Source organism: Micromonospora sp. RHAY321 (genome assembly GCF_023896955.1).
Classification (GTDB): Bacteria; Actinomycetota; Actinomycetes; order Mycobacteriales; family Micromonosporaceae; genus Micromonospora.
Genome location: NZ_JAMHIW010000017.1, coordinates 86,903 through 99,135, shown reverse-complemented (window position 1 = coordinate 99,135; position 12,233 = coordinate 86,903). Strand labels below are relative to the sequence as shown.

Below are 12,233 nucleotides of genomic sequence, written 5' to 3'. Positions count from 1 at the left end.
CACTAGCCTGACCAGAATGAACCACGGCTTCGAGACGCTCGCCATCCACGCCGGTCAGGATCCTGAGGCCCGCACCGGCGCGGTGATCCCACCGATCTACCAGACCAGCACGTACGCCCAGGACGCCGTCGGGGCGCCCCGGCTCGGCTACGAGTACAGCCGCTCCGGCAACCCGACGCGCGACGCGCTCCAGGAGTGCCTGGCCGCGCTGGAGGGCGGGCCGGTCGGGCTCGCCTTCGCCAGCGGTCTGGCCGCCGAGGACACCCTGCTGAGGGCCGTCTGCCAGCCTGGCGACCACGTGGTCATCCCCGACGACGCGTACGGCGGCACGTACCGGCTCTTCGCCCGGGTCGCCCAGCGCTGGGGCCTGGAGTTCACCCCGGCCAAGGTCTCCGACCCGGCCGCGATCCGGGCAGCCGTGCAGCCCGGCCGTACGAAGATCGTCTGGGTGGAGACGCCGACGAACCCGCTGCTCGGCATCGCCGACATCGCCGCCCTGGCCGGCGTCGCGCACGAGGCCGGCGCACTGCTGGTGGTCGACAACACCTTCGCCTCGCCGTACCTGCAGCAACCGATCGCGCACGGTGCGGACGTGGTCGTGCACTCCACCACCAAGTACATCGGCGGCCACTCCGACGTGGTGGGCGGCGCGCTGGTCGTCGCCGACGCCTCGCTCGGCGAGGAGTTGCGCTACCACCAGAACGCGATGGGCGCGATCAACGGCCCGTTCGACGCCTGGCTCACGCTGCGGGGCATCAAGACCCTCGGGGTACGGATGGACCGGCACTGCGACAACGCCGAGCGGCTCGCCGCGTACCTCGACGGGCACGCCAAGGTGGCCCAGGTGATCTACCCCGGGCTGCCCTCCCACCCTGGTCACGAGGTGGCCGCCAAGCAGATGCGCCGCTTCGGCGGCATGATCTCCTTCCGTGCGGCCGGCGGCGAGGACCACGCGGTGGAGATCTGCAACCGGACGAAGCTCTTCGTTCTCGCCGAGTCGCTGGGCGGGGTGGAGTCCCTGATCGAGCACCCGGGCCGCATGACACACGCAAGTGCTGCCGGCTCGCCGCTTGAAGTTCCCGGCGATCTCGTGCGACTGTCTGTCGGCATCGAGACGGTCGACGACCTGCTCGCCGATCTGGAGCAGGCACTGGGCTGACCGCTGGGGAGGATGGCCGTGCAGGACATCATGGCGACCTGGGTCGGGGCGACCGCCAAGCAGATCGCCCGGGGCGTACGCCGGGGCGATGTCTCGGCCACTCAGGTCGTCGCCGACCACCTCGAATACATCGCCCGGACCGACGGCGAGCTGGCCGCGTTCCGCGCCGTACGCGGCGGCGAGGCGATCACCGAGGCGGAGAAGGTCGACGAGCAGGAGGACCTGGCGAACCTCCCGCTGGCCGGGGTGCCGGTGGCGGTGAAGGAGAACACGCCGGTCGCCGGCCTGCCCACCTGGAACGGGTCGGCGGCCGTACGCACCGGCATCGCCGAGGCCGATCACGAGGTGGTCCGACGGCTGCGCGGCGCCGGCGCGGTGATCCTCGGGGTCACCCGCATGCCCGAGCTGGGTCTGTGGGGGCTCACCGACGACGACAGCGGGGTGACCCGCAACCCGTGGGACAGCACGCGTACCCCCGGCGGCTCCTCCGGCGGCGCGGCCGCCGCGGTGGCCGCCGGGCTGGTGCCGATCGCCCACGGCAACGACGGCCTCGGCTCGATCCGGATCCCGGCGGCCTGCTGCGGCCTGGTCGGGCTCAAGCCCGGCCGGGGCGTGGTCCCCTGCCAGCTCGGGGCGGACGACTGGTTCGGCCTGACCGAGCACGGCATGTTGACCAGCACGGTGGCCGACGCCGCCGTCGGCTTCTCGGTGCTCGCCGGTCGGCGGCCGGAGAAGCTGGTCCCGCCGCAGCGGCTACGGGTGGGCGTCTCGCTGCGCTCCCCGGTGCGCGGTGTCTCCCCGGACGCGCCCAACCGGGACGCCGTCGCCGCCGCCGGGCGGCTGCTCGCCGCCGCCGGGCACGACACCGTGCCGGCCGATCCGGTCTACCCCACCGCGCTCGGCCTGCAGGGCATCGCCACCTGGTTCGCCGCCGCCGCCATGGACGTCCGGGCCGCCGGGCTGAACCGGCGCGACCTGCAAAGGCGTAGCCGGCGGCACGTCGCACTGGGCGAGTGGGCGCAGCGCCGCGGCTACGTCCGGGAGGCCGACCGGGCCGCCTGGCGGGAGCGGTCGATCGGGTTCTTCACCGACCACTCCGTCGACCTGCTGCTGACGCCCGCGCTGGCCAGCGCGCCGCCGGAGGCCGCACGCTGGTCCGACCGGTCCTGGCGGGCGAACATGACGGCCAACATCCGGTACGCCCCGTACGCGGCGCCGTGGAACATCGCCGGTCTGCCGGCGATCGTGGTGCCGGTGGGCCGCCGCCCCGACGGGCTTCCGGTCGCCGTGCAGCTCGTCGGTCCGCCCGGCTCGGAGCTGCTGCTGCTCGGCGTGGCCGGTCAGTTCGAGATGGCCGCCCCGTGGTCGCGGCACGCCCCCGGCTATCCCCGGGTCGGAACGGGGTCGCCGGCCGCTGCATGATCGTCTACGGTGTGCCCGCATCGTCGCGCGGACCGGGGGACACCAATGCGCTGCCAGACCTGCGGGGACCCCACGTCCCCCGAGCACAACGACTGCCCGCGCTGCCACACGCCGCTGGGCCAGCCCGCCGTCACGCCGGGGCTGCCGACCTACTCCGTACGCGGCATCGGCCTGGCCGCCAGCATCGCGGTCGGCGCGACCGCTGTGCTCTTCCTGGTGATGGCGCTCGCCCCGCTGCTGGGGATGGTGATGGGCCAGCAGGCGCTGGCCGACCGTGACCCGGATCTGCTGCTCGGCGCGCTGATCGTCACCGTCGTGGTGGCGCTGCCCATGGTGGTGGCGTACCTGATCGCCGCCGTACTGGTGATCATCTGGACCTGGCGGGCGCGGAAGAACACCGACGCGTTCCCGGGTGCCCTGCCGTCGCTGGGGGCCGGCTGGGCGATCGCCGGCTGGCTGGTGCCGTTCGCGAGCTTCGTCGTCCCGGCCCGCGTGGTGGGCAACGTGGCGCGCGACAGTCTCTGGCGGCGACGTACCCCGGGTCTGGTCTTCGTCTGGTGGACCGCCTGGCTGGTGTTCAGCATCGGTGAGCGGATCGTCAGCCGCCTCGACAGCCAGGCGTACGACAAGCTGCCGGAGACGCCCTTCACCGACGCCGCTTACCAGGCGCACATCGACTACTACCGCGACTCCCTGCTGCGCTACTCGGTGCCCGCGGTGGCCTGCGTGATCTCCGCGGTGGCGCTGATCGTGCTGATCCAGCGGATCTCCACGGAACAGACGGCACGTATCGCCCGCGCGGCACCGGCCTGGCCGACCCCCGCTCCTGTCTGGCCGGCTGGGCAGGGCTGGCCGGCGGCGCGGGACGTGCCGACGTTCCCCGCCCCGGGCGCGCCGGTGCCGGCCGGACCCGCGCCGAGCGCGGTGCCCGCGACGACCCCGGTGTCGCCGCAGGGGGCGACCGGGCCGGGTGGCACGATCGGGGCATGACGGAACTGGTCGGTCTCGACGACGTGCGGGCCGCGCGGGAGCTGCTCGCCGGAGTCATCCGGACCACCCCGCTGGAGCCCTCCCGGCCGCTGAGTGCGGCACTCGGCGGGCCGACGTGGCTGAAGTGCGAGAACGTGCAGCGGGCCGGCTCGTACAAGGTGCGCGGCGCGTACGTGCGGATCTCCCGGCTGTCGGCGGCCGAGCGGGAGCGCGGCGTGGTCGCGGCGAGCGCGGGCAACCACGCGCAGGGCGTGGCGCTGGCCGCCGGGCTGGTCGGCACGCACGCCACGGTCTTCATGCCGGTCAACGCGCCGCTGCCGAAGGTGGCCGCCACCAAGGGGTACGGCGCGCAGGTCGAGCTGGCCGGCAACACCGTCGACGAGGCGCTGGTGGCCGCGCACACGTACGCCGAGCGCACCGGGGCGGTGCTGATCCACCCGTTCGACCACCCGGACGTGATCGCCGGCCAGGGCACCGTGGCGCTGGAGATCCTCGAACAGTGCCCGGACGTGCGGACCATCATCACCGGCGTGGGTGGCGGCGGCCTGATCTCGGGCATGGCGGTGGCCGCCAAGGCGCTCCGACCGGACATCCGCATCATCGGTGTGCAGGCGTCCGGCGCGGCGGCCTTCCCGCCCTCACTGGTGGCCGGGGAACCGGTCCGGCTGCCCGCCTTCTCCACCATCGCGGACGGCATCGCGGTGGGCCGGCCCGGCGAGATCACCTTCAACCACGTCCGCAAGCTGGTCGACGAGATCGTCACGGTCTCCGAGGAGGACATCTCCCGGGCCCTGCTGATGCTGCTGGAGCGGGGCAAGCAGGTGGTCGAGCCGGCCGGCGCGGTCGGCGTGGCCGCGCTGCTGGCCGGTGTGGTGGAGGTGGAGGCCCCGGTCGTCGCGGTGCTGTCCGGCGGCAACATCGACCCGCTGCTCCTGCTGCGGGTGATCGAGCACGGTCTGGCCGCCGCGGGTCGCTACCTGCGGGTGACGGTGCGCTGCTCGGACCGGCCGGGCCAGCTCGCCTCGCTGCTCAGCCAGATCGCCGAGCACCGGGCCAACGTGGTGGACGTGGAGCACCAGCGGGCCAACCCGCACCTGAGCCTCGGCGAGGTGGAGGTGGCGCTGTCGGTGGAGACCCGGGGAGTGGAGCACTCCGACACGCTGATCAGCGCGTTGCGGGCCAGCGGTTACCAGGTGGTCTTCGCCGCCGAGGCGTGACACCACTGGGTGCCACACCCCGACGGCGGTACGCCTCGGCGGACCGTGCCCTGGGGGAGGGTCAGCCGGAGAACGGCTCGAAGCTGACCACGGTCACCTTGATGTCGGCGCCGCTCGGCGCCGTGTAGGTGCAGGTCTGCCCGGGCCGACCGCCCAGGATCGCCTTGCCCAGCGCCGACTCGGGGCTGTAGACGGTCAGCTCGGTCGTGGACGCGATCTCCCGGGAGCCGAGCAGGAAGGTCTCGGTGTCCTCGGTGTCGTCGTCGAAGTAGATCGTCACCACCATGCCGGGCGACACCGCGTCCGTCGTCGGCGCCTCGCCGACCTTGGCGGTGCGCAGCAGCTCCTGCAGGTAGCGGATGCGGCCCTCGGCCTTGCCCTGCTCCTCGCGGGCGGCGTGGTAGCCGCCGTTCTCCCGCAGGTCGCCCTCCTCGCGCCGCGCGTTGATCTCCGCAGCGATCGCCGGGCGGTTGGCGATGTGCTCGTCGAGCTCGGCCTGGAGGCGGTCGTACGCGTCCTGGGACAGCCAGGTGGCGGGCGCCTCGTTGCCAGTGGACACAGGCGGTCTCCTCAGTTGTGCGTGGCTGGCTGACAGGTGAACTACCAAACTACCAGTGCGGTACGACACAGCGTGTCGGCGATCACCGCTGGTGTGCGCTTTCGACACCGTCGGCAAGGGCCCGCCCGGGACCCCTCCGGCGGCCTGCCGGAACGCTCTCTCAGCTGGTCAGGCCGGGGGCCGGCAGCGCAGCACCTCGCCGATGAACGGGCGTGCGGTGGTGGCCAGGCGGTGCCGGGTGGTGACGTGCCGGTCGCCCGGCCCGGCGGTCACCGTGACCTCCTCGCGGGCCACCTCGGCGCCGGCGCGGTCCCGGGCACGCAGCACGCAGACCGCCGATCCGCCCGGCGGCACGGTCACCCGGAAGTCGACCAGCACCTGACTGTCCGTGATGTCGGTGTAGGTGATCACCTGGGCGTCGTACGCCGGATCGCCGTACTGCTGGTAGAGCCGGACCGAGATCAGGCTCAGCGCCGCCACCAGGGCCAGCAGTACCAGCCCGGCCAGCAGCGTGCGGCGTCGGCCGCCGCCGGGCGCTCGGCGGCGACCGTAGCGGCCGGCCGGGAAAACCGGAGCGCCCGGGGAAATTGTGGCGTGCGTCTCGGTCACCGGCGGGTATCTCCTGGCGTTGTTGTCGGCGGCATCGGCAAGAATGACAGAGTCCATCCTCCCAGCCCGGCTCGCCGGCAGGAATGGCAGGTCGGGCCCCCGTGGCGCCGACCGGCGACGGGGTGAGGAGGGTCCCGGCAGGTCAGCCGGTCGAGCCCGGTCGGGGTCCACCCGTCCGGCACAGACGAGGAGCGCCGACGTTGGCAGAGCAACTGCGTCTCATGGCCGTGCACGCGCACCCCGACGACGAGTCGAGCAAGGGTGCCGCGACCATGGCCAAATACGTCGCCCAGGGGGTGGACGTCCTGGTCGTGACGTGCACCGGCGGGGAGCGCGGCAGTGTGCTCAACCCCAAGCTCGACCGCCCCGACGTGTGGGCCAACATCGGCGAGATCCGACGCGCCGAGATGGACGCCGCCCGGGCGATCCTCGGCGTCGAGCAGGCCTGGCTCGGCTTCGTCGACTCCGGGCTGCCCGAGGGCGACCCGCTGCCCCCGCTGCCCGACGGCTGCTTCGCCCTCCAGGACGTCGAGGTGGCGGCCGGGCCGCTGGTGCGGCTGATGCGTGAGTTCCGTCCGCACGTCGTGACCACGTACGACGAGGAGGGCGGTTACCCGCACCCCGACCACATCATGTGCCACAAGGTGAGCGTGGCCGCCTTCGAGGCCGCCGGCGACCCGGAGCGCTACCCGGAGCTGGGTGCCCCGTGGCAGCCGCTGAAGCTCTACTACGACATCGGTTTCTCCAAGGCCAAGATCACGGCCCTGCACGAGGGCATGCTCGCCGCTGGCCTGGAGTCGCCCTACGAGGAGTGGCTCAAGCGCTGGGAGGACCGGCCGGACAAGGGCCCCCGGATCACCACCCGGGTGGAGTGCGCCGACTACTTCTCGGTCCGCGACGACGCGCTGCGCGCCCACGCCACCCAGGTCGACCCGGACGGTTTCTGGTTCCACGTTCCGATGGAGCTCCAGCAGCGTGCCTGGCCGACCGAGGACTTCGAGCTGGCCCGTTCGATGGTGGACAGCCCGTTGCCCGAGTCCGACCTCTTCGCGGGCGTGCGGGAGACGGCGCACGCGCGCTGATTCCGCCCAGCGCTACGCTGGTAACCAACCGCACATCGGAGGAACACCATGCTGACCGCTGCCGAGGTGCTCGCGGAGAACAACTTCGGGGACACCCGCACGGGTGGCCTGGCCGGGCCGATGGGCCTCTTCCTCATCCTGCTGCTGGCTACCGCGACCATCCTGCTGATCCGCAACATGAACGCCCGGCTGCGCCGGCTGCCCGACCGGTTCCCGCAGCAGGCCTCCCCGACCGACCCGACCAGGGCCGACGTGGCAGTCGCCGATCCGACAGACGGGACCGGAGGGCGCGATTCATCCACGCCCGCTCCCAACGGGCACCAGCAGCACCGGAACGGGTAGTCCGCGCATGATTCACGCCGAACCGGGTGGTCGACCCCTGTTGCGACCACCCGGTTTGGCTTAGCCTTCCGCCGGGGGGACCAAAAGTCCCCGAGCCGTGCGCGGAAGGGGGCGCCGATGATCGTCACAGCACCGGCCGCCCGCCGCGCCGTCGGTCGGTCGGCTGACGGAGGAGGTCCATGACCTCCGGCCCCGCCGGCGACTCGTTCGACCGGCTCGGGGTGCGCGGCACGCCTTCCCGGCTGCTCGTGCTCACCGCCGCAGTGACGCTGACCGCTCTGATCGCCGCCGGGGTCGGGTTGACCCTGCCGGATGGGCTGCCCGCCGACGACCCGCTCGGCGGTCCAACCCGCTTCGGCATCGCCGTCGCCGTCCTCGCCGTCGCCCAGTTCGCCCGACTGCGGTTCCGCTCCGGCGCCGGCATGGTCAGCATCACCTGGGGTGAGGCGGCTCTGATCATCTGCCTCTACCTGGCGCCCGCCGGCTGGCTGCCGGCGGCCACCCTGCTCGGCGCCGGGCTGGCCTGGACGGTTCTCTCCCTGTACAACGACCGCCGCCCGGTGCTGGAGATCGTCCGGATCGCCGCGTCGCTGGCCTCCGCGTCGGCACTGGCCGTGTCCGTGACCAGCGCACTCGGGCAGCCGCTGCTCGCCGCGCCCACGCCGATCCTGGCGATGGCCGTGATCGCCGGTTCGGTGACCTACCTACTGGTGACCGCCTGGCTGGGTGGGGTGACGCTGGGCCTGCGGCACGGCGTACCGATCGGGCCGCCCCTGCTCGCCGCCCTGCGCGGCAAGCTGCTGATGTTCGTGGGCAACCTGGCGGTCGGGCTGGTGGTGGTCACGCTGCTGGAGCTCGACCCGCGATGGTTGCTGCTGCTCCCGCCGCTGCTGTGGCTGCTCCAGCAGACCTACCGCTACCGGTTGCGGGCCGACCAGGAACGCCGGACGTGGCGGGCGTTCGCCGAGGCCACCGCGGCCCTCAACCAGCTCGACGAGCGGGGCGTGGCCAGCGCGGCGGTGACCGGCGCGCTGACGCTGTTCAACGCCGAGCTGGTGGACGTCGATGTGGCCCGGGCCGACGGTCGGTGGCAGCGCTACCGGGGTGACGCCGGTGGCCAGCTCGTCGACCGCGAAATCGACCCGCCGCTGCCGTCGGAGTCCGATGAGCACGAGCTGATCCGTCCACTGTCGGTGGGCGCCGCGCCGGTCGGTCAGCTGCGGGTCCGGTTCCCCCGCTCCGCTCCGCCCGCCACCAGGGAACGCGACGCCGTGGCCGCGTTCGGCGACGCGCTCGCGGCCGCGCTGCACGACGCCGCGACCCACCGCGAGCTGCGTCTCGTCACCGCCCGCTCGTCGTACGAGGCGGTGCACGATCCGCTCACCGGGCTGGCCAACCGGGCCGCCATGCTCGGCAAGGGCGATCAGTCGCTGCGGCAGCTCGCGCACGATCACCCGGTGGCGCTGCTGCTGCTGGACATCAACCAGTTCAAGGAAGTCAACGACACCCTCGGGCACGCCGCCGGCGACCAGCTGCTGCGGTTGACGGCGAACCGGCTCAGCGCGTTGGCCCGCCCCGGTGACCTGCTCGGCCGGCTCGGTGGCGACGAGTTCGCGCTGCTGCTCACCTCCGTGCCGGTGCTCGGTGACCGGGCCGCCCCGATGGCCCACGCGCTGCGCCAGGCCCGCGAGATCGCCGAGCGGCTCGCCGCGCCGACCGAGGTGGCGGGCGTCCGCATGTCCATCGAGGTCTCCGTCGGGGTGGTGGTGGCCGACGCCGGCACCGCCGACCTGACCGAGCTGCTGCGCCGGGCCGACATCGCGATGTACCAGGCCAAGGAGGGCGGCGGCAGCGTCGCCGCGTACGACGGCGCCCGGGACGCGGCCAGCACCGATCAGCTCGCCCTGCTGGCCGAGCTGCGCGAGGCGCTGGAGGTCGACGACCAGCTGGTCCTGGCGTTGCAGCCGGCGGTCGACCTGGCCACCGGCGCGGCAACCGGGGTGGAGGCGCTGATCCGCTGGCGGCACCCCCGCCGTGGCTGGCTGAGCCCCGCCGACTTCATCCGCCCCGTGGAGAACAGCGAGCAGCTCGGCACGTTCACGCGTTACGTGCTGGACAAGGCCCTCGGCGTGGCCGCCGGCTGGGCCCGGGAGGGGCTGGACGTCCCGATCTCGGTCAACCTGTCGGCGCGCAGCCTGCTCGACCCGCGGCTGCCGGCGGAGATCGGCGACGCGCTGCGCCGGCACCAGGTGCCACCGCACCGGCTGGTCCTGGAGATCACCGAGACGGTGGTGATGAGCGAGCTGGAGGTCATCGACGAGGTGCTGGCGACGCTCCGGTCGATGGGCGTGCAGCTCGCGGTGGACGACTTCGGCACCGGCTTCTCCTCGCTGACGTTCCTCACCCGGATCGCCGTGGACGAGTTGAAGGTGGACCGCTCGTTCGTGATCCGGATGGCGGACTCGCCGGAGGCGGCGGCGATCGTACGGACCACCGTTGGCCTCGCCCACGAGCTGGGGCTGCGCGTGGTGGCCGAGGGGGTGGAGACCGCCGAGCAGCGGATCGCCCTCGCGGAACTGGGCTGCACCTCCGCGCAGGGCTACCACTTCTTCAAGCCGATGCCGGCCGACAAGATCGGTGCCGTGCTCGGGTCGCTGCGTGACTCGGCCGAATCGAACGTCTTCCGGCTCCGCGCCGACGGCGCCTCCTGACGACCGGGGCGACCCGCTGATCGGTTTCGGACGGGGCGGTCAATCGTCCGCCGACCCCCTAGAGTCGATTGAGCTGGGCAGATGTGTCGATCTCCCCAGCGGGCCATGTTCACCTGTCGAAGGGGCAGCATGCGACTCTCCCGGAAACGTTCCCTCCTCGCCACAGCCCTCACGCTGACCACCGTGGCGATCGGCGCGCTGGCCGTCGCCACCCCGGCGCAGGCGAAGGCACCACAGTCCGCCTCGCTGGTGGTCACCGGTGACACGGACGACCCGGTCACCGAGGGCCGGAGCTACTCGTTCGCCACGGCGGACGGGGACGGCTTCAACGTCTGGGGCACGGCCAACCACCTCACCGTCCAGGTCTTCGACCCGCCCGCCGGCCCGTGGACCATCGACCTGAGCGCGCCGGTCGGTCAGCCGCTGACCGTGGGCACCTACACCGGCGCGACCGAGTACCTCTACGAGAGCCCGCTCCCCGGCATCGCCCTGAGCGGCAACGACAGGATCTGCCCGTACGGGCAGACCGGCTCCTTCACGGTCACCGACATCTCCTGGGGCCCGTACGGTTACCTGGAGCGGTTCGACGCTACGTTCGAGCAGCGCTGCAACTACAGCACGGGCTCCGCCCGCGGTGAGGTGCACGTCGCCAACCCGCCGGCGCCGCCGGTGCTCGCCGTCGGCGTGGAGGTGGCCACCACGGGCACGATCGACACCCGGACCGACGAGGTGACGGTGCACGGCACGGTGACCTGCACCGCGCCGGCCACGGTCTACGTGGAGGGTCAGGTCACGCAGGCGCGGCACGGGCAGCGTGCGGAGGGCCTGGTCCGGGCAGAGGTGGCGTGCACTCCCGGTGAGCCGATCGCCTGGACGTCGGCGACACCCTCGTTCAGCGCCACCCCGTTCCGTCGGGGTGACGTGGAGGTGTCCGCCAACGCCAGCTCCTACGACACGACGTACGACGTCTTCGTCAGCGACGCCGACTCCGCCACGGTCGGGCTGAGCAAGGGCTGAGCCGGGTCCGGCCCGGGCCGCGAGGCCCGGGCCGGATGCTCCCGTCGGTGACCGGCGGCGCGGCCCACCGGGTAGGGGGTTGGTCAGCCGCGCGGTAGCACGGTGGGAACGACCGTGGGCAGGGCCGCCCAGTCGGCGGAGGCGATGGTGGCGTGGTGGGCGGCCAGTTCGGCGACGCGGGCCTGGGCGGCGTCCGGGTCCGTGGACGGCACCGCCGGCGGGACGTTCTGCGCGTCGGTCATCACCAGGAGATAACGGTTCGCGGCGTACCAGGCGGTGTCGATGCCGCCCGTCAGATAGGCGGTGGCATCGCCGTCGAAGAGCACGAACCACGGCCGCAGCGCGGCATCGGCGTAGCGCGAGCGCGGGTCGCCGGCCTGCGCCCGGTGCACCGCGGGGAACGCCCGGGCCCGGTCCAGGGTGCCGGCCGCCGCCAGCCCGGCGAGGTGGCGGGCGTACTCCACGTCGGTCCAGAGCACGTCGGTCGGGTTGCCCTCCTCCACCGTGCCGGGGATCAGCTCGACGATCACCTTGCCGGCCAGCTGGGCCCGGCTCGGCCACGCGTCGGCGCGGGCGGCCGCGTCCAGGCTGGCGTGACCGCCGCGCAACTGGGCCGGGGTGAACACGCGATCACCGAGCCGGGCGGCGAGCAGGGCGTCCAGCTCCACCGGCCCCTGTCCGGTCCGGCTGCTGAACCCGGTCTTCAGCTCCAACTTCAGGATCAGCGGCCCGGCGTCCGGGTGCGCCGCCGACCAGAGCCGGATGTTGTCCAGGCAGTGCTCCAGGTTCCGGTTGCGGGTGCCGGTGTAGAGCTGGGCGGCACTGGTGGCGGCCACGCAGTTGTTGTCGTTGCCCAACGGGTTGCTGTGGCTGACCCGCCACTGCCGGGTGAGCACGTCCGGCCAGACGTCCAGCTCGATCAGTCCGGGTCGGGCGTCCAGCGCCTGCGCCAGGTAGGTGTAGGTGCCCTTCTCGTACGCGTTGTGCGTGCCGACGCCGGTGCTCGCGGACATCTTCAGGTTGGGGTCCACGGCGGCCCGGGCCGTTGTGGGGCCGAACAGGACCGCGGCCAGCGCGGTGGCGGTGAGGGCGAGCAGGGCGGGCGTTCTGCGCATGTGGTGCCTC

General features: G+C 73.0%; 11 protein-coding genes. 8 read left to right on the top strand and 3 right to left on the bottom strand.

Annotated elements, in window-relative coordinates; genetic code table 11:
• Window positions 1-16: 16 nt before the first annotated feature.
• Genes M8C17_RS26665 through ilvA form a run of 4 tightly spaced genes read left to right on the top strand, consistent with a single transcriptional unit; the run spans window position 17 to window position 4,788 of the window.
• Window positions 17-1,159, top strand: a complete 1,143-nt coding sequence (locus M8C17_RS26665; RefSeq protein WP_252419306.1) for a cystathionine gamma-synthase — start codon at window positions 17-19, stop codon at window positions 1,157-1,159.
• 12 nt (window positions 1,160-1,171) lie between these two features.
• Entirely contained in the window at window positions 1,172-2,581 is a 1,410-nt protein-coding gene (locus M8C17_RS26660; protein WP_252419305.1) for an amidase, read from the top strand.
• A 45-nt stretch (window positions 2,582-2,626) separates the two neighbouring features.
• Entirely contained in the window at window positions 2,627-3,571 is a 945-nt protein-coding gene (locus M8C17_RS26655) for a DUF4328 domain-containing protein (protein WP_252419304.1), read from the top strand.
• Window positions 3,568-4,788 (top strand): threonine ammonia-lyase, encoded by a 1,221-nt coding sequence (gene ilvA / locus M8C17_RS26650; RefSeq protein ID WP_252419303.1) that lies wholly within the window; start codon window positions 3,568-3,570, stop codon window positions 4,786-4,788. Before M8C17_RS26655 ends, ilvA begins: the two co-directional genes overlap by 4 nt.
• 61 nt (window positions 4,789-4,849) lie before the next feature.
• Here the strand turns inward: ilvA and greA are convergent, their stop codons facing one another.
• Window positions 4,850-5,347 (bottom strand): transcription elongation factor GreA, encoded by a 498-nt coding sequence (greA, locus tag M8C17_RS26645; protein ID WP_252419302.1) that lies wholly within the window; start codon window positions 5,345-5,347, stop codon window positions 4,850-4,852.
• Window positions 5,348-5,515: 168 nt separating this feature from the next.
• Complete coding sequence (locus M8C17_RS26640; RefSeq protein WP_252419342.1) at window positions 5,516-5,956, bottom strand: DUF4307 domain-containing protein; 441 nt, start codon at window positions 5,954-5,956, stop codon at window positions 5,516-5,518.
• 200 nt (window positions 5,957-6,156) lie between these two features.
• Between M8C17_RS26640 and mca the strand changes: the two genes are divergently transcribed.
• From mca to M8C17_RS26620, 4 genes are all read left to right on the top strand, one after another.
• Window positions 6,157-7,038, top strand: a complete 882-nt coding sequence (gene mca / locus M8C17_RS26635) for a mycothiol conjugate amidase Mca (protein ID WP_252419301.1) — start codon at window positions 6,157-6,159, stop codon at window positions 7,036-7,038.
• Between the two features lie 48 nt (window positions 7,039-7,086).
• Window positions 7,087-7,380 carry a hypothetical protein gene (locus M8C17_RS26630; RefSeq protein WP_252419300.1) on the top strand — a complete coding sequence of 98 codons (294 nt, stop codon included), beginning with the start codon at window positions 7,087-7,089 and terminating at the stop codon, window positions 7,378-7,380.
• Between the two features lie 179 nt (window positions 7,381-7,559).
• Complete coding sequence (locus M8C17_RS26625) at window positions 7,560-10,091, top strand: bifunctional diguanylate cyclase/phosphodiesterase (RefSeq protein WP_252419299.1); 2,532 nt, start codon at window positions 7,560-7,562, stop codon at window positions 10,089-10,091.
• 129 nt (window positions 10,092-10,220) lie between these two features.
• Window positions 10,221-11,108: a hypothetical protein gene (locus M8C17_RS26620; RefSeq protein ID WP_252419298.1), complete on the top strand. Its 888-nt coding sequence runs from the start codon at window positions 10,221-10,223 to the stop codon at window positions 11,106-11,108.
• An 83-nt stretch (window positions 11,109-11,191) separates the two neighbouring features.
• On the opposite strand, the gene M8C17_RS26615 is transcribed toward M8C17_RS26620, so the two are convergent.
• Window positions 11,192-12,223, bottom strand: a complete 1,032-nt coding sequence (locus M8C17_RS26615; RefSeq protein ID WP_252419297.1) for a phosphatidylinositol-specific phospholipase C domain-containing protein — start codon at window positions 12,221-12,223, stop codon at window positions 11,192-11,194.
• Window positions 12,224-12,233: the final 10 nt, after the last annotated feature.